Origin of the sequence: Streptomyces sp. NPDC050703 (assembly GCF_040654435.1) — a bacterium.
Taxonomy (GTDB): Bacteria; Actinomycetota; Actinomycetes; order Streptomycetales; family Streptomycetaceae; genus Streptomyces.
This window is the reverse complement of sequence record NZ_JBFAHX010000006.1, coordinates 99,822-119,118: the sequence shown is the minus strand read 5'-3', so window position 1 is coordinate 119,118 and position 19,297 is coordinate 99,822. Positions and strand designations below refer to the sequence as shown.

Genomic DNA, 19,297 nt, shown 5'->3' with positions numbered 1-19,297 from the left:
CCGCACACGGTAGGCCAACTCCCGCCCTTCGACGAGGGGTTGACCCCGCCCCCCACCTTTCCTATGTTGTTTGGGGTCAAACGAACTGGAGGTCGCGATGGCTCTTCCAGAGGTTCCGCTCCCGACGGCGACCGTCGCGGGCGTCCCCGTCGACACCCGCCACTGGATCGGCGGCACCCGCCTCGCGTCGGCCGACCCCGACGCCACCGCGGCCCCGTACTTCACCACCCACTCGCCCATCGACGGCGCCCCCCTCGCAGGGATCGCCCGCGGCGGCGCCGCCGAGGCCCGCGCGGCCGTGGCCGCGGCGCGCGACGCCTTCCCCGGCTGGGCCGCGACACCGCCCGCCGAGCGCGCCCGGCTGCTGCACGCCGTGGCCGACGGAGTCGAGGCCCGCGCCGAGGACCTCGCCCGCGTGGAGACCGCAGACAACGGCGCCCTGCTGCGTTCGCACCGCCGCGGCGTCATGCCCCGCGTCGCCCACAACTTCCGCTACTTCGCCGACCGCCTCCTCGCCCTCGGCCACCCCGACCTCACCACGCGCGGCCACACCCACCACGTCACCTGGGAGCCGGCGGGCCCCGCCGCGCTCATCACACCGTGGAACGCGCCGCTGATGCTCGCGAGCTGGAAGGCCGCCCCCGCGCTCGCCGCGGGCTCCACCGTGGTGCTCAAACCCGCCGAGTGGACACCGCTGACCGCCTCGCTCCTCGCCGACATCACCCACGAGGCCGGACTGCCGCCGGGCGTCTTCAACCTCGTCCAGGGGTACGGCGCGGAGGCCGGTGCGCCACTGGTCGCCGACCCCGGCGTGCGCCGCATCAGCTTCACCGGGTCCGTGCCCACCGCACGCCGCATCGCGCGGGCCGCCGCCGAACACCTCACGCCGTGCAGCTTCGAGCTGGGCGGGAAGTCGCCGCTGCTCGTCCTCGCCGACGCGGACCCGGGCCTGGCGGCGGACCTCGCCGTCGAGCAGTACGACAACGCGGGACAGGTCTGCCTCGCCGCCACCCGCGTCCTCGTGGAGGAGTCCGCGCGCGACGCGTTCCTCGGGCACTTCCTCGACCGCGTCACGAAGCTGACCCAGGGAGACCCGCGCGACGAGGCCACCGGCGTCGGCCCCTGCATCCACCCCCGGCACGTCGAGCGCGTCGACGGCTTCGTGCGCCGGGCCCTCGCCGCGGGCGCCACGCCCGTCATCGGCGGCGGCCCCCACCCCGGCCTGGGCGGGACCTACTACCTCCCCACCCTCCTCACCGGCGTCGCGCAGGACTCCGAGATCGTCCAGGAGGAGGTCTTCGGGCCCGTCCTCACCCTCCAGACCTTCCCCGACGGCGACGACGACACGGCCGTGCGGCTCGCCAACGGCACCCGCTTCGGCCTCGCCGCCACCCTCGCCACCGGCGACCGCGAGCGCGCGGAACGGATCGCCGCGCGGCTCGTCGCCGGCACGGTCTGGATCAACTGCTTCTTCGTACGCGACCTCTCCGCGCCCTTCGGCGGCTCCCGGCAGTCCGGCGTCGGACGTGAGGGCGGCGACTGGTCCTTCGACTTCTACTGCGACATCAAGAACACCGTGACCGCGCCGGGGGCGGGGGAGGTGGCCCGCCATGGGTGAGATCGTCGGGGCGGGCCTCCTCTCCCACGTACCGACCATCGTGCTGCCGGAGGCCACCCGCAAGGAACTCAACGAGGGCCGCGAGACCAGCCTCGTCCCCGGCCTGCGCAGACTGCGCCACGACGTCTTCGAGAGCCCCGGCTACGACACCGTGGTCGTCCTCGACTCGCACTGGGCGACCACCGTCGAGTTCGTCGTCACCGCGCACCCGCGCCGCGCCGGACTCTTCACCTCCGAGGAGCTGCCGCGCGGCATGTGCCGCATGCCGTACGACTACCCGGGCGACCCCGCGCTCGCCCACGCCATCGCCGCGTCCGCCGACCGGCACGGCACCTGGATCACCCCGATCGACGACCCCTTCCTGCCCGTGTACTACGCCACGGTCAACCTGTGGCAGTACCTGGGCGCCGGCCTCCCCGACAAGAAGTGGGTCTCGATCGGGGTCTGCCAGACCGGCGACGCGGAGGACCACCTGCGGCTCGGCCGCGCCGTCGCCGACGGCGTCGCCGCGCTCCCCGGCCGCAGGGTCCTCCTCGTCGCCTCCGGGGCCCTGTCCCACACCTTCTGGCCGCTCCGCGAACTGCGCGCCCACGAGGCGAGCGACCCCGTCCACATCCGCACCCCCGGGGCGCGCGCCGCCGACGAGCAGCGCATCGCCTGGTTCGAGGACGGCGACCACGCGCGGGTCATCGCCACCATGCCGGAGTTCCTCACGCACCGGCCCGAAGCGCGCTTCGGCCACTACCTGATGATGATCGGCGCCCTCGGCGAGGACCGGTGCACCGCTCCGGGGCGCCCCTACAGCGCGTACGAGAACTCCGTGGGCACCGGGCAGGTGCACCTGTGGTTCGACCGCCCGGCCGGCGGCTGGACGGGCACCGGCACCCTCGCGGGGGAGAGCGGGGGCACCGCGTGACCACCACCGAGTACCGCAGGGTCCTCCTCGACGGGGCCGCCGTGCAGGTCGTGCGCGAGGGCGACGAGCTGGTCGCCCACGACGGGCGCCGTGTGAAGGCCGCCGAGGCGCACCACCTGCCGCCCGTCCGCCCCTCCAAGGTGATCGCCGTCCACCTCAACCACCGCAGCAGGGTCGCCGAGTTCGGCGCGAGCCTGCCGGACGCGCCCACCTACTTCCACAAGCCGGTCTCCGCGCTCAACAGCCACGGCGGCGCCGTCGTCCGCCCCGAGGGCTGCCAATACCTCAACTACGAGGGCGAGATCGGCATCGTCATCGGCCGCACCTGCCGCAACATCGCGCCCGCGCGGGCCGCTTCGTACATCGCGGGCTTCACCGTCGCCAACGACTACGGCCTGCACGACTTCCGCGACACCGACGCCGGTTCGATGCTCCGCGTCAAGGGCTCCGACACGCTCTGCCCGCTCGGCCCCGGACTCGTCACCGGCTGGGACTTCCGCGGCAAGTACCTGCGGACGTACGTCAACGGGCGGCTCGCACAGGACGGCTCCACCGACGAGATGGCGTGGGACATGCACTACCTCGTCGCCGACATCGCCCGCACGATCACCCTGGAACCGGGCGACGTCCTGCTCTCCGGCACCCCCGCGGGCTCCCGCCCGGTCCGCCCCGGCGACGTCGTCGAGGTCGAGGCCGAAGGGCTCGGACGCCTCACCAACCACATCGTCACCGGGCCGACGGCCGTACGCGCCGACGTCGGCGCCCAGCCCACCGCGTCCGAGGAGGTCCTCTCCACGGCACTCGGCGGCGACTGGGAGTTCCGGGGCATCCGCGCGCCGCGCCGATGAGTACCCGCCGCAGCAGAGGAGATCACGTGCTCAAGGTCACCGTCGACATGGAGGTCTGCCAGAACCACGGGCAGTGCGTCTTCGCCGCGCCGGACGTCTTCCGGCTCGACGACGACGGGCGCCTCGCCTACGTCGCGTCGCCGGACGGATCGCTGCGCGACGAGGCCGAGGACGCCGCCGACGTCTGCCCGCTGCAGGCCATCCGGGTCGAGGGCTGACCCGTGGGGGCACACGGCATCGCCGTCGTCGGGGCCTCGCTCGGCGGGCTGCGCGCCGCCGAACAGCTCCGCGCCGCCGGGTGGCGCGGCCGCATCACGCTCTACGGCGACGAACCCCACCTGCCGTACAACCGCCCGCCGCTGACCAAGGAGGTGCTCGCGGGCGGCGCGCCCGCGACCGCCACCGAGCTGCGCCGCCGCCCGAGCGTCGCGGACGTCGAGTGGCGCCTCGGCACGGCCGTCACCGCGGCCGACCTCGGGGCACGCACCCTGACGCTGGCCGACGGCACGGTCCGTCCCTACGAGGGTCTGGTGGCCGCCACGGGGGTGCGGCCTCGCAGGCTCCCGCTGCCCGGGGGCCCGCCCCGGCACGTCGTCCGCACCCTGGAGGACTCGGCGGCCCTGGCCGCCGGTCTCGCGGCGGGCGCCCGGGTACTGGTGATCGGCTCCGGCTTCATCGGCTGCGAGGTCGCGGCCACCGCGCGCACCGCGGGCTGCGCGGTGACCGTCGTCGCCCCGGAGGCGGAGCCCATGGCCCTCGCCCTCGGCACCTGCCTCGCGCGGGCCCTGCGGCGACGGCACGAGGCGCGGGGCGTGCGGTTCCGCAGGGGCCGCCTCGCCACCGCGCTGACCCCCGCGGGCGCCGTGCTCGACGACGGCACCGAGGTCACCGCCGACGTACTCGTGGAGGCCGTGGGGTCGCTGCCCAACACCGAGTGGCTGACCGCCACCGAGGGGATCGACCTCACCGACGGCATCCTCTGCGACGCGCACCTGCGCATCGGCGGCCTCCCGCACGCCGTGGCCGTCGGCGACGTCGCTCGCTTCCCGAACCCGCGCTACGGCTCGCCCGCACGCCGCGTCGAGCACTGGTCGATGCCCGGCGACACCGCGCGCCACGCGGCCCGCACCCTGGTCGCCGGGCTCACCGGAGCCGTCCGCGACCCGGCGCCCTGCGCACCGCTGCCGTCCTTCTGGAGCGACCAGTTCGGGCTGCGGCTCCAGTCCTTCGGCCTGCCCGCACTCGCCGACCGCTGCGAGCTCCTGGCGGGCGACCCGGACTCGGCGGACGGCGACCTGCTGTACGCGTACCACCGGGGCCCGCGGCTCATCGGCGTCGCCGCGCTCGGCGGCCCGGGCGCCGCCGCCGCGGCGGCCCGGTACCGGGCCGCCCTCATGACGCTGCCCGAGCCGGTGACCTGACCCGGCGAGGGTCCACGAGAATGAAGCGATGACATGGCATGCCGATGTGGCCGAGCTGCTGGCGGAGGCCGGCATGACCGACTCCGACCCGGCTTTCGCCTCCGTCTTCGCCTCCGGGGAAGAAGCGGTCGCGGACGGGCACGTCCGGTCGGCCGTGTACCAGCGCGTCGTCTCGGTGATCGCTTCTTCGGGGAGCCGTGACCGGGACCGCGCGGTCGTGGCCGCGATCCTGCGCGGCCCCGACGAGACGGCGTCCAAGGGGGCGGTGGTCGCCCTCGTGGACGAGATCGCGCTGAGGACGACGGGAGCCGCCGAGTTCCGGCAGTGGTCGGACGGGCTCCTGCCGGAGATCGACCGGCTCAGGGTGGCCGGCTTCCGCGACTTCATCCGCCGCCGCGTCCGCGACTGGCTCCTCTACCTGTCCGTCGGGGACGGTCACGTGCCGACGCGGGCCGAGCTTGCGGAGGTCACGGAGTGGATGCAGCGCTTCCTCGCCGAACGGGCGACGTCACCGGCGGTGCTCGCCGTGCTCGCCGGGTCGGCCGCCACCAGGAAGACACGGAACATCGCGAAGCACCGGGCCGCGCGCCACCGGTGACGAGCGGAGGGGCGGCACCCCCGCACGGGTGCCGCCCCTCCATGAGGCGAGCCACAGGCTCTGGACCGGGACCGCCGCCGCATCGGTGTTGAGGGTCGGGGACACGGCGACGGTCCCGGGGTCTTGGGGCAGGCGCCTACCGGTGGTCGCTGCCCGTGGAGTGCGAGGCCGCGCGGCCCGCTTCGAGCCGCGCCACCGGGATGCGGAACGGCGAGCAGGAGACGTAGTCCAGGCCCACCTCGTGGAAGAAGTGCACCGACTCCGGGTCACCGCCGTGCTCGCCGCAGACGCCGAGCTTCAGGTCGGGACGGGTCGCGCGGCCCGCCTTGGCCGCGTCCCGCACGAGCCGGCCGACGCCGTCCTTGTCGATGGTCTCGAACGGCGACACCCCGAAGATGCCCTTCTCCAGGTACGCCGTGAAGAAGCTCGCCTCCACGTCGTCGCGGGAGAAGCCCCAGACGGTCTGCGTCAGGTCGTTCGTGCCGAAGGAGAAGAACTCCGCGGCCTCCGCGATCTGGTCGGCCGTCAGCGCGGCGCGCGGCAGCTCGATCATCGTGCCGAGCGCCAGCTTCAGCTCGACGCCGGTCGTCTCCTGGACCTCCGCGATGACCTGCTCGGCCTCCTCGCGGACGATCTCCAGCTCCTGGACCGTGCCGACGAGCGGAATCATGATCTCCGCGCGCGGGTCGCCCTTGGCGTTCTTGCGCTCGGCCGCGGCCTCGGCGATGGCCCGCACCTGCATGGTGAAGAGGCCGGGGATGACGAGCCCGAGGCGGACGCCGCGCAGACCCAGCATCGGGTTCTGCTCGTGCAGCCGGTGCACGGCCTGGAGCAGGCGCAGGTCGTTCTCGTTGGGGTCCTTGCGGGACTCGGCGAGCGCCACGCGCACCGACAGCTCGGTGATGTCGGGCAGGAACTCGTGCAGCGGCGGGTCGAGCAGCCGCACGGTGACGGGCAGGCCGTCCATCGCCTCGAACAGCTCCACGAAGTCCCGCTTCTGGAGCGGCAGCAGCTCCTTGAGCGCGTCCTCGCGCTCGTCGTCCGCGTCGGCGAGGATGAGGCGCTCGACCATCTCGCGGCGCTCACCGAGGAACATGTGCTCGGTGCGGCACAGGCCGATGCCCTGCGCCCCGAAGCGGCGCGCCCGCAGCGCGTCCTCGGCGTTGTCCGCGTTGGCGCGCACCCGCAGCCGCCGCACCCGGTCCGCGTACGCCATGATCCGGTGCACGGCGGCGACCAGCTCGTCGGCGTCGTCGGCGCCCGCGTGCATGCGGCCCTCGAAGTACTCCACGACGGGCGAGGGCACGACGGGCACCTCACCGAGGTACACCTTGCCGGTCGAGCCGTCGATGGAGACGGTGTCGCCCTCCTCGACGACCACGCCGCCCGGCGCGGTGAGGCAGCGCCGCTTGGTGTCGACCTCCAGCTCCTCGGCGCCGCACACACAGGTCTTGCCCATGCCGCGTGCCACGACCGCCGCGTGCGAGGTCTTGCCGCCGCGCGAGGTCAGGATGCCCTCGGCGGCGATCATGCCGTCCAGGTCGTCGGGGTTGGTCTCGCGGCGGATCAGGATGACCTTCTCGCCCGAACGCGACCACTTGATCGCGGTGTAGGAGTCGAAGACCGCCTTGCCGACGGCGGCACCGGGGGACGCGGCGATGCCGCGGCCGAGCTGCGTGACCTTCGCGCCCTCGTCGAAGCGGGGGAACATCAGCTGCGCGAGCTGGGCGCCGTTGACGCGCTGCAGTGCCTCGGCCTCGTCGATGAGCCCCTGGTCCACGAGCTGCGTCGCGATGCGGAAGGCGGCACCGGCGGTGCGCTTGCCGACGCGGGTCTGGAGCATCCACAGCTGGCCGCGCTCGATGGTGAACTCGATGTCGCACAGGTCCTTGTAGTGCGTTTCGAGGGTCTCCATGATCTGCATGAGCTGGTCGTACGACTTCTTGTCGAGCTGCTCCAGATCGGCGAGCGGGACGGTGTTGCGGATGCCCGCCACGACGTCCTCGCCCTGCGCGTTCTGCAGGTAGTCGCCGTACACGCCCTGGTGGCCGCTGGCCGGGTCGCGGGTGAACGCGACGCCCGTGCCGGAGTCGGGGCCGAGGTTGCCGAAGACCATCGAGCAGACGTTGACGGCCGTGCCCAGGTCGTGCGGGATGCGCTCCTGGCGGCGGTAGAGCTTGGCGCGGTCGGTGTTCCACGACTCGAAGACCGAGCGGATCGCGAGGTCCATCTGCTCGCGCGGGTCCTGCGGGAAGTCCCGCCCGGCCTCCGCCTTGACGATCTTCTTGAACCTGGTGACGAGCTTCTTGAGGTCGGCGGCCTCCAGGTCGGTGTCGACCGCGACCTTCTTCGCCTTCTTGGCGGCCTCCAGCGCGTCCTCGAAGAGGTCGCCGTCGACGCCGAGGACGGTCTTGCCGAACATCTGGATGAGCCGGCGGTAGGAGTCCCACGCGAAGCGGTCGTCGCCGGACTGCTTGGCGAGCCCGGAGACGGACTTGTCGGAGAGCCCGATGTTCAGGACGGTGTCCATCATGCCGGGCATCGAGAACTTGGCGCCCGAGCGGACGGAGACGAGCAGCGGGTCGTCGGCCTGACCCAGCTTCTTGCCCATCTTCCGCTCAAGGGCGTCGAGGTGCGCGCTCACCTCGTCCCGCAGCGGGGCGGGCTCCTCGCCGCTGTCGAGGTAGGTCTTGCACGCCTCGGTGGTGATGGTGAAGCCCGGAGGGACGGGCAGCCCGAGGTTGGTCATCTCGGCGAGGTTCGCGCCCTTGCCGCCGAGGAGGTCCTTGAGGTCCTTGTTGCCTTCGGTGAAGTCGTAGACGAACTTGACGCCCTCACTCGTGTGAGCTACGTGGGGATCTTTGTTTTCCGACACGGGTCTCGGCTCCTGGAGGACTCGGTGGCTGCCCTGACGGCGAGGAACATACCCAGATCGAAGGCACCTGGGTACGTCCACTTGCGCGTCATACGGCCGTAACCACCCGTCCGCCGCTAGATCGAAAGTGACCAGGCGGTAGCGGATACCGGCGACTTGCATTCAACTCTTGAACGAGCAACCCCCGTAGACCCTGCGAAACGCTCACATGAGCGCCAGTATCTCAGATGTGAGTTCACGTCGTGAATGATCGAGCAGTGGCACTGAGTGCCACCCCTTGGAGAAGTGCAGCCGCCGTTTTCTCGCTCATCTGAGCGCAAGCCTTATCAGGGGTGGCGAGAATCACGCTGTCCGGCAGGGCCGGATGTCACCATCCGGACCGCCGTGAGCCGCATGGGCGGGCCGCTGGCGGTGGCTGTCGGGCCGTGAGCCGCGGCCCGCACCGGCCGGGTGCGCGGACGAGGAAGGAGTTCCGGCCAGATCTCCGGCGTTCACGCGAACGCCTCGTGGCCGGGCGTTCACGCGAACTTGTGACCGGGTGATCGCGCGCGCGTCCGGTTCCGGGCGGGGCCGACGCCGGGTCCAGGCGGCGGTGATCCGCAAGAGTGCGAGGGCGGCGGTTGTTATTGCTAACCGCACCCCCATTCGGGCGCGAGTTCGCTCCATCCTCACATGGTGTGATCAATCGCCCGATCTGAAAATCCGGCCCGCACCGATGCCAGCATCGTCCTGCTCGTCAGACCTCTCTGCGGAACGGGTGTTGGCCGTCAGGTCGACCTGCGGCCGCCTTTCCGAAGGGCTCATTCAGCATGCCTTCTTTCTCCGATTCCGACCGCCCTTCCGATGAATCCGCCGAGGAGCTCCGGCGCAAGGAGCGGGAGCTGGCCGAAGCGGAGGCGAAGGCGGGACGCCGCCTCCGGGTGGCCAACCGCCTGCTGGCCGTGCGGGTCGCCCTCGCCGCGGCCGAGGCCCTGACGGGCAACCCGGCCTACCGGTCGGCGGGCATCGCCGTCCAGTGGGCCGTCGACCGGCTTCACGACCCCGAATGATGCGAGGCACAGCATGAGCAAGGCCACGACCGGCAGTCCGTTCCCACTCCCGGTCCCTCCGGACCGGCAAGAGGCATGGATCGACGCCGTGCTCGCCACCGAGGGGGCGAACCTGCCTCGGGGTGCCCTGGAGAACATCGCCCCCTTCATCGTCGACCCGGAGGATTCCCTCACCGAACCCGACGACCAGGGCCTGAGGCGCCTCAGGAGCGGTGTGGTGCGCCGCATCCGGACGGACGCCGGAGACATGATGGTCGCCGTCGTCCGGATGCACGGCGTCGGCGGCGTCCAGTGGGGGCACAACGAACGGATCAGTTCGATCTGGCGCTCCGTCGCGGACCCGACGGTGCGCAGGGGGGCCGAGAAGACGCTGGCTCCGGTGCGACCGTGGACCGAGACCGGCGAGGACGGTCACGAGACGTGTTTCGCCGCGCTGCGGAGCACGGTCGCGGACCGGCAGGCGCTGATGATGAACGCCGAGGACGCCGCGGACGCGTTGAAGCGGAGGGATCGCGTACGCCCGTACGACCTGGAGGAGGACCTCGTACTCAACGGGCAGCAAGAACCGGGCATGTACGTACCCCAGCAGGTGGTTCTCGAACAGAATGAGGAGGAAGGGCCGGAAGGCAAGCCGCTTTACCCCGATGCCTATTGGGGTTGGATGGCAGTGCGGGGAAATAATCGAACACAGAAAAGGCAGTCGATTTTCCGTTTGACTTCCGGTGAGGTGCTGGCGGGAGTGCCGGCGCGGAAGCTGGGGCGCGAAGGGGACGAGGTCGTCTGCGACCCGCGCGTCTGGCTCACCGAGTTCTCCGCCCTGCTCAACAAGGAGTACGCCGAGACGGCCGACGACGATCTCGACCCCACCAGCGGTTCCCGGGCACGCCGTGCCGCCGCCGTCGCGGTGGTCGACGCCCATCTGGTGATCGGCACCCCGACCCCGCAGCGCCTCTACCGCATCGTGCAGATGAACAACCGGCGCGACCACGTCCACCCGCCGCTGGAGTTCGACGCCGTCGACCGATCGCGGGCGCTGGGGCGAAGCGTGCTCGGGATGTACGTGGCACAGCGGGTCATCGACGAGCGGACCGCGGAGGTCCTCGCCGGGCTCGCCCCCATCAGGGAACTCCCCGAGGCGTCGGCCGACATGACGGTCTCCGAGCTGCGCGACCTGCGTTCCATGCGGCTGCTCCAGGAGTTCTTCCCCGTCGAGCCGCGGAAGCGGCATCTGCTGCGGCGCGCCCTCAGCGAGAACCCGCCGTCCCAGCTCAGCGCGGAGGAGATCAAACAGCGGGCACGCACCTGGTCCGCGCTGACCTCGGAGAGCTACCCGGCGCCTTGGAACCCCCGGCTGGGCGAGGTCTTCTCCACACGCGCCCGCGAAGGCATCTGCCTCTCCGGGCGCAGGCTGCCCGAACTGCTGGCCGCGGCGGACACCGATGACCAGGCCTTCGACGAGCTGGTGTCCTACCGGGCGGCCCACTGGCTCGCCTCCTTCGGCATCATCGAGCCCGACCGGGGCTCGCTCGACGGCCAGGAGGCGATCGGCGACACGGGGGAGCGGGTCCGGCGGTCGCGCAGGACCGTCATGAACTGCCTCCAGGCCCTGCGCCACGAGAAGAACCGCCAGGCGGCGGTCGGACTGCTGAGGTCGCTGGCCAGGGCCATGGACGACGGCGACCGGCGTCCCTGGCGGGTCAGCGGCTCCTCAGGGAAGGAGCTGGCCAGCCGCGAGATGACGCCGCTCTGGTTCGACCAGGAGTTCCCGAAGGAGACCGGGAACCGGCCGCGCAGGGCGGCAGCGGCCACGGGACGGCGGGCGGTGGTGACACCGGGGACGGCGGGAGGACCGGGAGCGGCGGTGCCCGGACCCGATCCGCTGCCCGCCGCCACGGCCCTGCCGTCCGTGTCCACCCCAGCGCCGCCGGTTCCGGCGGCCGCTGCCCCGCTGCCCTCACCGGCTTCCCCGGCAGCGCCCGACCCAACGGTCCCCGCCCAGGCGGCTCCCACGCTCTACGCCTCCGCCGGCGGCACGGCATCGCCCGGCACCACGCGGCCCGGCCTCACCGCGCCGGGGACCGGGCCGCTCACCCCGGACGGCCTCGTGGAGCGGATGGAGCGACTGCTCCGGGAGCTGCACGATGCTTCCGGGGAGCTGGGTGACGTTCTCGCGGACCTCGCGGACCTCGCGGACCGTTCCGACGCCGCGCCCCGGCCCCTCGCCCGGGAACGCGCCGACGCGGCCGTACGGCTGCTGAACCAGACGCTGTCCAGGCTGCGCAAGCTCCCCGAGCGGGTGGAGGACGTCGCCGTGCCCGAGTGAGGAGGGGTCAGTCGTCGATCCCCGACCTCTCCACCCCCGCCACGATCCACCGCTGGAAGAAGAGGAAGACCACGAGCAGCGGGAGGATCGAGACCGCCGCGGCGACGAACAGTTCGTGCAGCCGGATCACCTGCGAGGTGGTGAAGGTGGCCAGGGCGACCTGGACCGTCCAGGCGTCGCGGTCCTGCCCGATGACCAGGGGCCAGAGGAAGGAGTTCCACGCGCCGATGAAGACGATCGTGCCGACGGCCGCGAAGACCGGGCGGGAGTTGGGGACGACCACCCGCCAGTACGTGCGCCAGTAACCGAGCCCGTCCACCCGGGCCGCGTCCTCCAGCTCCCGGGGGAAGCCCAGGAAGTACTGGCGGAAGACGAAGCACGCGAAGGCCGAGAAGAGGGTCGGCACGATCAGGCCGCGCAGGGTCGAGACCCAGCCGAGCGAGGAGACGAGGACGAAGCTCGGCACGAACGTGACGGCCGCCGGGACCATCATCGTGCCGAGGATCGCGTAGAAGACCTTGTCGGCGTGGCGGTAGGGGACGCGCGCCAGGCCGTACCCGGCGAGCGAGGCGAGGAGGAGGGTGCCGAGGGTCGTCGCCACCGCGATCAGCGTCGAGTTGAGCAGGGCGTGCGCCATCGGCACCGTCGGGTCCTCGAAGAGCTCCGGCAGGTTGGAGAAGCGCAGCGTCGAGGGGAAGAACGTCCAGTCGGGCGAGGTGATCTCGTCCTCCGACGCGAGACCGTTGCGCAGCAGGAGGTAGAAGGGGATCAGGAAGAGCAGGGCGAGGGCGGTGAGCAGGACGGCGCGCAGGGCGCGGCCCGCGCGGACCATCGCGTCGTCGAGGGGCCGCCGGGGCGTGGCGGCGCGGGGGCGTCGGGGCGCGGGGGTGTCCGGGCGGCGGGGAGCCGTGGCCCTGGGCCGGGTCATGGCGGTCAGTCCTCCTTCCTGCCGAGGCCGAACCACGTGGCCTGGCCGATCGTCACGACCGCGATGATCAGGGCGAGGATCACCGCGCCCGCGCTGCCGAGGCCGAGGTTCTGCTCCTGGCCGAGCGCCGTGTAGTAGAGGTAGACGAGCGGCGGGCGGGCGTAGGGCGGATAGCCGCCCGAGTCCGAGAGCAGGTTGTAGAACTCGTCGAAGGCCTGGAAGGCGTTGATGACGAGCAGCAGCGCCACGGCGGCCGAGGTCGCGCGCAGCTGCGGCAGGGTGATGTGGCGCAGCACCTGCCAGCCGGGCCGCGCCCCGTCCACCGCCGCCGCCTCGTAGAGGACGGGGGAGATCCGCTGGAGCCCGGCGAGGAAGAGGATCATGTAGAAGCCCGCCTGGAGCCAGAGCCGCACGGTGACGATGACCAGCCAGTACCAGGGCGGGTCCGTGGTCGAGAGCCAGGCGGTCTGATCGGCGCCGAACCAGCCGGTGACGGTGTTGGCGAGGCCGAACCGCACCCCGTTGAAGATCGACAGCTTCCAGATCAGGGCCGCGACGACGTAGCTGCACGCGGCGGGCAGGAAGAAGACGGACCGGAAGAACGCCTGCGCCCTGCGGAGCCGGTTGACCATCAGCGCGAGCGCCAGCGAGAGCACGAAGGTCGTCGGCACGATGAACGCGGAGAAGACGGCGAAGGTGACGAGGCTGTCGGTGAACGCGTCGTTCCGCAGCAGCGACGTGTAGTTGCCGAAGCCGATGAAGTCGTCGGGCGCGACCGTGTTGTGGGCGTCGAAGAAGCTGAGGTAGACGCTCCAGGCGAGCGGTACGTACGTGAAGAGGACCAGGCCGAGCGCGAAGGGGCCCACGAACACCCAGAACCACAGCGTGCGGTTCTGGGCGCCGAGGACGCCGCCTCGCCGGGAGGCGGCGGCCCTCACGGCTTCTTCTGGGCCCGAGCCAGCTCCGCCCGCACCTCGCGGACCACGGATCTCAGCTCGTCCGCCGGGTCCGCGCCGGACTTGATGATCCGGCTCAGCGCGTCCTGGTAGGCGGTACGGGACGCGGGCGTCCACAGCAGGGGCTCCGCGTAGCCGTACTCGGTGGAGTGGCGCACGGCGTCCGCCGCGGGGCCGTCCTTCAGCTTGTCCGCCTTCTCGGCGAGGGAGAGCCTGGCGGGGAGGTGGAAGCCGTAGGAGAGCGCGAAGTCCTCCTGGTACTCGGTCCTGTCGATCCACAGCCACTTCAGGAAGGCCCTGCCCTCCTTACGGTGCCTGCTGCGGGCGCTCACCGCCGCGCCGTACGCGCCGACGGGCAGCGCCGGTCTCCCGCCGGAGCCGTCGGCGGGGAACGGCAGGACGCCGAAGTCGTCGCCCAGCTCCTTCTCGACGGCGGGCAGCGCCCAGAGGCCGCACCACTGCATCGCGGTCAGCTCCTGGGTGAACGCCGAGGGGTCCGACCAGTCGGCGGGCGCGCCGAGCAGCAGCGACTTGTCGGCGTACAGCGCGTGGAGCTTGCCGAGGGTCCGGGCGGCGGCCGGGTCGTCGAAGCCGATCCCGCCGTCCTCCGTGACGGAGGAGAGGCCCGCCGCGTGCAGGGGAGTGACGCCGAGGGCGCCCGCGCCGCCGTCGTTGCCGAGGAAGAGGCCCTTCACGTCCTCGGTCGTCAGCGCCTTCGCCGCGTCGACCAGCTCGTCCAGGCTCTTCGGCGGCCGTACGCCCGCGTCGTCGAGGAGGCTCTTGCGGTAGTACAGCAGGTGCATGTCGACGACCTGGGGGATCGCCCAGATCTTCCCGTCGTACGTCTTCGGGGCGAGCACCGCCGGGTTGAAGTCGTCCCGCACGCCCTCGAAGAGGTCCGTGAGGTCGACGACCTGGCCCTGGCGGATCTGGTCCAGGGACGGGCCGTTGACCTCGAAGACGTCGGGTCCGGAGTCGGTGAGCAGGGCCGCCGCCGTCTGCTCGTCGTAGTTCCCCGGCCGCCACTGGACCTGTACGTCCGCCTTGTCGTACGCGGCGGCGTACCGCTTCACGGCCTGCTCGGTGCCCGCCTCGCCGTACTGGTGGTACCACTGCGCGAGCCGGGGCCCGCTGCCGCCCGAACCCCCGCCGCCGCGCCCGGTGTTCGAGCCGCAGGCCGTGAGCAGTCCGAGAGCCGCGCCGGTACCGAGCAGTGTCCTTCGGCTGATCGTCATGCTGGTTCGTCTCCCTGAGTGCGGTCGGTGCCTCACCTCACGTCGGCCCAACGATCAACCATGCACGGGGATTACGACAGGGGTGTTGCGGCCGAGTGGCGGCATCCGGCCGCCCCCGGCCGGGCAGCGGTCAGGCGGCGGCTCCCCCGTCGACCACCAGGTCCGCGCCGACCACGGAGGCGGCGTCGTCGGACGCCAGGTACAGCACGGCGGCGGCGATCTCCGCGGTGGTGGACACGCGGCCGAGCGGCGACTGCTCCTTCATCCGGGCGGCGCGGTCCTCCTCGGTCTCGCCGGGCCCGAGCGACATGCTGGTGGCGGAGGCGCCGGGGCTCACGGTGTTGACGCGGACCCCGTCCCCGATGTGCTCGGCCGCCGCCGCGCGGCTCAGCGCGGAGACCGCCGCCTTGGTCGCCCCGTAGGCGGCGGTGCCGGGCGCGCTGGTGTGGGCGCCGAGGTTGGAGCCGATGTTGACGACGGCGCCGCCCGTCGCCTGCGTGCGCATCTGCCCGACCTCGGCCTGCAGGGCGAGGAGGACGCCGGTGACGTTGATGTCGAGCATGGTGCGCCAGTCCTCCTCGGGCAGCTCGGCGACCGGCTGCCCGGCACGCAGCACACCCGCGTTGTTGACGGCCACGTCCAGGGAGCCGAAGCGCTCCACGGCGGCGGTGACCAGGGCGGCGACGTCGGCGGAGCGGGACACGTCGGCGGTGACGGCGAGGGCGCTGCCGCCGGCCGCCTCGACGAGGCCCGCGGTCTCCTTCAGGGGCGCCTCCCTGCGTCCGGCCACGACCACGTTCGCGCCCTCCGCGGCGAACGCGAGCGCGATGGCGCGGCCGAGGCCGGAGCCGCCGCCGGTGACGAGGGCCGTGCGGCCGGCGAAGCGGCTGCGGGGAGCGGGTGCTGCGGGCATGTCGTCTCTCTTTTCTTAACCGTTCGGTCAATTATCTGGGCGTGAAGGAGGGAGGGTATGGGGGTGCGCGGAGGTCAGTCCAGGAGGGCCAGTGCCTGCTCCACCGCGTCCCGTACGCGGGCCGGGTCCGACGACGCCTTGCCGACCACGCGCACGCCCTGCATCAGGACGAGCAGCATGCGGGCGAGCGTCAGCGGATCGCGGTCCGCCGGCAGCTCGCCCTGGGCCCGCGCGCGCACCAGGGCGGAGTGCAGAAGGGTCTCCAGGCGCTCCCAGCTCCGCTCGACGTGGCGCGCCGCGGCGGCGTCGTGCGGGCCCAGCTCGGCGGCCGTGTTGGTGATGAAGCAGCCTCGGCGGCCGGCCTCGCCGGAGCCCGCCTCCCCGGCGAAGCGGCGGACGACCTCGCGCACCGCGGGCAGGGCGGGGCCGGGCCGGGACAGGTCGGCGAGCAGGAGCGGGTCCTGGTTCCCCGCGTACCGCTCAAGGGCCTTGAGGTACAGCGCGTGCTTGTTGCCGAACGTCGCGTAGATGCTGGCGCGGCCGATGCCGAGCGCCTCGACGAGGTCCGCCATCGACGTCGCCTCGTAGCCGCGCCGCCAGAACAGCTCTAGGGCCGACTGGAGCGCGGCGTCCGGATCGAATTCCTTGGTCCTGGCCACGAGAGGGACGCTACGTCTTACTGGAACGATCGGTCAAGCAACTATGGGTCCGGCGAAGGGATCAGGCGATACGCACGGGATGCGTCTCCACCGCCACCTCGTCGTCGTCCAGGCACCGCCCCGTCTCCAGGTCGAACCGCTGCTTCAGGAGCGGCGACGCCACGAACGGCCGGCCGTCGGCGGTACCGAGCAGCCCCCGCGAGAGCACCGCCGCGCCCGTGAACGGGTCGAGGTTGTCGATCGCGTACGCGCGGCCCCCGCGGTCCAGGAACAGCGCGGCCTGGCGGCCGTCGGGCAGCAGGGCCGCCAGACCGCGCCCCGGGGTGAGCCGGGCGCGCTCGCAGACCTCGACCCAGTCATCGGCGACACGGAGTTGGACGTTCATCGGGAGGCTCCTTCCAGGGGGCGCCGGCCGATGGCCAGCAGCGGCAGATCCGGCTTGATCTGTTCGCGCTCGGGGACGAAGCCGACCGTCGGGTCGGGCACGCCCGGCGCGTTCACGAAGGACACGAAACGGGCGAGCCGCTCCGGGTCGTCGAGGGTGTCGGCCCACTCGTCGCGGTAGTGCGTGACGTGGTCGGCCATCAGCGCCTCAAGGTCGGCGCAGATGCCGAGGGAGTCGTGGACGACGACGTCCCGCACGTGGTCGAGGCCGCCGTCGATCCGCTCCAGCCAGGCCGCGGTGCGCTCCAGGCGGTCGGCGGTACGGATGTAGAACATCAGGAACCGGTCGATGAGACGCACCAGTTCCGCGTCGTCCAGGTCCTGCGCGAGCAGGTCGGCGTGGCGCGGGGTCGCGCCGCCGTTGCCGCCCACGTACAGGTTCCAGCCGCTCGCCGTCGCGATCACGCCGAAGTCCTTGGACTGGGCCTCCGCGCACTCGCGGGCGCAGCCGGAGACCGCCGACTTCAGCTTGTGCGGGGCGCGCAGACCGCGGTAGCGCAGCTCCAGGTCGATGGCCATGCGCACGGAGTCCTGCACGCCGTAGCGGCACCAGGTCCGCCCGACGCAGGACTTCACCGTCCGCAGCGCCTTGCCGTACGCGTGGCCCGACTCGAAGCCCGCGTCCACCAGGCGCGTCCAGATCATCGGGAGCTGCTCGACGCGGGCCCCGAAGAGGTCGATGCGCTGCCCCCCGGTGATCTTCGTGTAGAGGCCGAAGTCGCGCGCCACCTCGCCGATGACGATCAGCTTCTCGGGGGTGATCTCACCGCCGGGGATGCGGGGCACCACCGAGTAGGAGCCGTTCTTCTGGAGGTTGGCGAGGAAGTGGTCGTTGGTGTCCTGGAGCGCGGCCTGCTCGCCGTCCAGGACGTGGCCCTCCGCGCCGATGGTCGGGGCCAGCGAGGCGATGATCGACCCGACCGTCGGCTTGCAGACCTCGCAGCCCTCACCGCCCCGCGCCGCCGCGCGGCCGTGCCCGTCGAGCAGCGCGCGGAACGTCGTCACCCGCAGGGCGCGCACGATCTCGTACAGCTCCTGGCGGGTCTGGCCGAAGCAGCCGCACAGCCCCTTGTCGCCGGTCTGCGGCAGGAGCTGACCGATGAGCTTCACGCAACTGCCGCAGCCCGTGCCCGCCTTGGTGCACTTCTTCACCTCGGGCAGCGTCGCGCAGGCCCGGATCTCGTCCTTCGTGACGTTGTGGCAGTTGCAGACCACCGCGGAGCCCGGCAGCGCCTCGGGGCCGAGCGCCGCGGGGGCGCCCGCGCCCGCGGGCAGCACCAGCTGCTCGGCGGGGACCGGCGGCACGCTGCCGGTGAGCGGGCGCAGCAGCCCGTACGCCTCCGCGTCACCGACGAGCACCCCGCCGAGCAGTTCGCCGCCCGCGCCCATCACCAGCTTCTTGTACGTCCCCGAGCGCGAGTCCGCGTAGACGACGTCGAGGCAGCCCTCCGCCGTGCCGTGCGCGTCGCCGAAGGAGGCGACGTCGACGCCGAGGAGCTTGAGCTTGGTGGACAGGTCGGCGCCCGTGAAGCCGGGACCGTCCTCGGCGGCGATGGCGGCGGCGGCCGTCTGCGCCATCTCGTAGCCGGGCGCGACCAGGCCGTACACCCGGCCGTCCGCCGCCTGCGCGCACTCGCCGATCGCGTACACGTCGGGATCGCTGGTGCGGCACCGCTCGTCCACGGTGATGCCGCCGCGCTCGCCGACGGCGAGGCCGTGCGCGCGGGCGAGCCCGTCGCGCGGCCGGACCCCCGCGGAGAACACCACGAGGTCGGTGGCGAGTTCCCGGCCGTCCGACAGCTTCATGCCGCGCACGGCACCGTCGCCGTCCGTCACGATCTCCTGCGTTCCGGTGCCCGTGTGGACGGTCAGGCCCATGCCGGTGACGGTGCGGAGCAGCGCCTCGCCGCCGCCCTCGTCGACCTGTACGGGCATGAGGCGCGGCGCGAACTCCACCACGTGCGTCGCCAGTCCGAGGCCGCGCAGCGCGCCCGCCGCCTCCAGGCCGAGCAGCCCGCCGCCGACCACCGCGCCGGTCGTGGCGCGCTGCTTCGCGTACTCCTCGATGGCGAGCAGGTCCTCGATGGTGCGGTACACGAAGCAGCCCGTCGCGTCCTTGCCCGGCACGGGCGGCACGAAGGGGTAGGAGCCGGTGGCGAGCACGAGCGTGTCGTAGGCGAAGACACGGCCGGAGCGGGCCGTGACCGTCTTCGCCACGCGGTCGAAGCTCTCCGCGGGCTCGTCGACGTACAGCTCGATGCCGTGCTCGGTGAGGAAGGCGCGGTCGGTGAGCGAGAGCTCGTCGGGCGTGCGGCCCGAGAAGTACGAGGTGAGCTGCACCCGGTCGTAGGCGGGGCGCGGCTCCTCGCACAGCACCACGATCCGGTGGCTCGCCGCGAGTCCGCGCTCGACGGCGGCCTCGAGGAAGCGCTGGCCGACCATGCCGTGGCCGACGAGCACGAGGGCGGGGCGGCCTTGCGGGGACGGGGCGGGGTTCGGCTGGGGCTCGGGCAT

The 19,297-nt window shown here is 72.4% G+C and carries 16 protein-coding genes; 8 read left to right on the top strand and 8 right to left on the bottom strand.

The window, feature by feature from the left end; translation table 11 throughout:
- The first annotated feature begins 97 nt into the window (after positions 1-97).
- From AB0I16_RS08025 to AB0I16_RS08000, 6 genes are read left to right on the top strand one after another with little or no spacing between them, the layout of a single operon-like run.
- Positions 98-1,618 (top strand): aldehyde dehydrogenase family protein, encoded by a 1,521-nt coding sequence (locus AB0I16_RS08025; RefSeq protein WP_363248461.1) that lies wholly within the window; start codon positions 98-100, stop codon positions 1,616-1,618.
- Positions 1,611-2,534: a catechol 1,2-dioxygenase gene (locus tag AB0I16_RS08020; protein ID WP_363248460.1), complete on the top strand. Its 924-nt coding sequence runs from the start codon at positions 1,611-1,613 to the stop codon at positions 2,532-2,534. Before AB0I16_RS08025 ends, AB0I16_RS08020 begins: the two co-directional genes overlap by 8 nt.
- Positions 2,531-3,382 (top strand): fumarylacetoacetate hydrolase family protein, encoded by an 852-nt coding sequence (locus AB0I16_RS08015; protein WP_363248459.1) that lies wholly within the window; start codon positions 2,531-2,533, stop codon positions 3,380-3,382. The genes AB0I16_RS08020 and AB0I16_RS08015 overlap by 4 nt, the downstream gene beginning before the upstream one ends.
- A 26-nt stretch (positions 3,383-3,408) precedes the next feature.
- On the top strand, positions 3,409-3,600 hold the full coding sequence (locus AB0I16_RS08010) for a ferredoxin (RefSeq protein ID WP_363248458.1): 192 nt from the start codon (positions 3,409-3,411) through the stop codon (positions 3,598-3,600).
- Between the two features lie 3 nt (positions 3,601-3,603).
- The gene (locus AB0I16_RS08005; protein WP_363248457.1) at positions 3,604-4,803 is read left to right on the top strand and encodes an FAD/NAD(P)-binding oxidoreductase; all 1,200 of its coding nucleotides are present in this window, start codon (positions 3,604-3,606) and stop codon (positions 4,801-4,803) included.
- 28 nt (positions 4,804-4,831) lie between these two features.
- Entirely contained in the window at positions 4,832-5,401 is a 570-nt protein-coding gene (locus tag AB0I16_RS08000; protein ID WP_363248456.1) for a hypothetical protein, read from the top strand.
- A gap of 136 nt (positions 5,402-5,537) precedes the next feature.
- Here the strand turns inward: AB0I16_RS08000 and ppdK are convergent, their stop codons facing one another.
- Complete coding sequence (gene ppdK / locus AB0I16_RS07995) at positions 5,538-8,276, bottom strand: pyruvate, phosphate dikinase (protein WP_363248455.1); 2,739 nt, start codon at positions 8,274-8,276, stop codon at positions 5,538-5,540.
- An 809-nt stretch (positions 8,277-9,085) separates the two neighbouring features.
- Here ppdK and AB0I16_RS07990 point away from each other — a divergent pair.
- Positions 9,086-9,325 (top strand): hypothetical protein, encoded by a 240-nt coding sequence (locus tag AB0I16_RS07990; protein WP_363248454.1) that lies wholly within the window; start codon positions 9,086-9,088, stop codon positions 9,323-9,325.
- Between the two features lie 88 nt (positions 9,326-9,413).
- On the top strand, positions 9,414-11,648 hold the full coding sequence (locus tag AB0I16_RS07985) for a hypothetical protein (protein WP_363248453.1): 2,235 nt from the start codon (positions 9,414-9,416) through the stop codon (positions 11,646-11,648).
- A 7-nt stretch (positions 11,649-11,655) separates the two neighbouring features.
- Here AB0I16_RS07985 and AB0I16_RS07980 read toward each other — a convergent pair whose 3' ends face one another.
- The 7 genes from AB0I16_RS07980 to nirB form a co-directional block, all read right to left on the bottom strand.
- Positions 11,656-12,480, bottom strand: a complete 825-nt coding sequence (locus AB0I16_RS07980; protein WP_363248598.1) for a carbohydrate ABC transporter permease — start codon at positions 12,478-12,480, stop codon at positions 11,656-11,658.
- A 101-nt stretch (positions 12,481-12,581) separates the two neighbouring features.
- Complete coding sequence (locus AB0I16_RS07975; RefSeq protein ID WP_363248452.1) at positions 12,582-13,514, bottom strand: sugar ABC transporter permease; 933 nt, start codon at positions 13,512-13,514, stop codon at positions 12,582-12,584.
- Positions 13,511-14,767: a sugar ABC transporter substrate-binding protein gene (locus AB0I16_RS07970; RefSeq protein ID WP_363248451.1), complete on the bottom strand. Its 1,257-nt coding sequence runs from the start codon at positions 14,765-14,767 to the stop codon at positions 13,511-13,513. The genes AB0I16_RS07975 and AB0I16_RS07970 overlap by 4 nt, the downstream gene beginning before the upstream one ends.
- 130 nt (positions 14,768-14,897) lie before the next feature.
- Entirely contained in the window at positions 14,898-15,680 is a 783-nt protein-coding gene (locus AB0I16_RS07965; protein WP_363248450.1) for a glucose 1-dehydrogenase, read from the bottom strand.
- A 74-nt stretch (positions 15,681-15,754) separates the two neighbouring features.
- Complete coding sequence (locus tag AB0I16_RS07960; protein ID WP_363248449.1) at positions 15,755-16,339, bottom strand: TetR/AcrR family transcriptional regulator; 585 nt, start codon at positions 16,337-16,339, stop codon at positions 15,755-15,757.
- A gap of 61 nt (positions 16,340-16,400) precedes the next feature.
- Positions 16,401-16,724: a nitrite reductase small subunit NirD gene (nirD, locus tag AB0I16_RS07955; RefSeq protein ID WP_363248448.1), complete on the bottom strand. Its 324-nt coding sequence runs from the start codon at positions 16,722-16,724 to the stop codon at positions 16,401-16,403.
- Entirely contained in the window at positions 16,721-19,297 is a 2,577-nt protein-coding gene (nirB, locus tag AB0I16_RS07950; RefSeq protein WP_363248447.1) for a nitrite reductase large subunit NirB, read from the bottom strand. The genes nirD and nirB overlap by 4 nt, the downstream gene beginning before the upstream one ends.

Excerpts from the sequence above, each read along its gene's own strand:
- AB0I16_RS07990 (WP_363248454.1), top strand. The coding sequence starts at position 9,086 with ATGCCTTCTTTCTCCGATTCCGACCGCCCTTCCGATGAATCCGCCGAG.
- AB0I16_RS07965 (WP_363248450.1), bottom strand. The coding sequence starts at position 15,680 with ATGCCCGCAGCACCCGCTCCCCGCAGCCGCTTCGCCGGCCGCACGGCC.
- AB0I16_RS08000 (WP_363248456.1), top strand. The coding sequence starts at position 4,832 with ATGACATGGCATGCCGATGTGGCCGAGCTGCTGGCGGAGGCCGGCATG.
- nirD (WP_363248448.1), bottom strand. The coding sequence starts at position 16,724 with ATGAACGTCCAACTCCGTGTCGCCGATGACTGGGTCGAGGTCTGCGAG.
- AB0I16_RS08020 (WP_363248460.1), top strand. The coding sequence starts at position 1,611 with ATGGGTGAGATCGTCGGGGCGGGCCTCCTCTCCCACGTACCGACCATC.
- AB0I16_RS07980 (WP_363248598.1), bottom strand. The coding sequence starts at position 12,480 with ATGGTCCGCGCGGGCCGCGCCCTGCGCGCCGTCCTGCTCACCGCCCTC.
- AB0I16_RS08025 (WP_363248461.1), top strand. The coding sequence starts at position 98 with ATGGCTCTTCCAGAGGTTCCGCTCCCGACGGCGACCGTCGCGGGCGTC.
- AB0I16_RS07970 (WP_363248451.1), bottom strand. The coding sequence starts at position 14,767 with ATGACGATCAGCCGAAGGACACTGCTCGGTACCGGCGCGGCTCTCGGA.
- nirB (WP_363248447.1), bottom strand. The coding sequence starts at position 19,297 with ATGCCCGAGCCCCAGCCGAACCCCGCCCCGTCCCCGCAAGGCCGCCCC.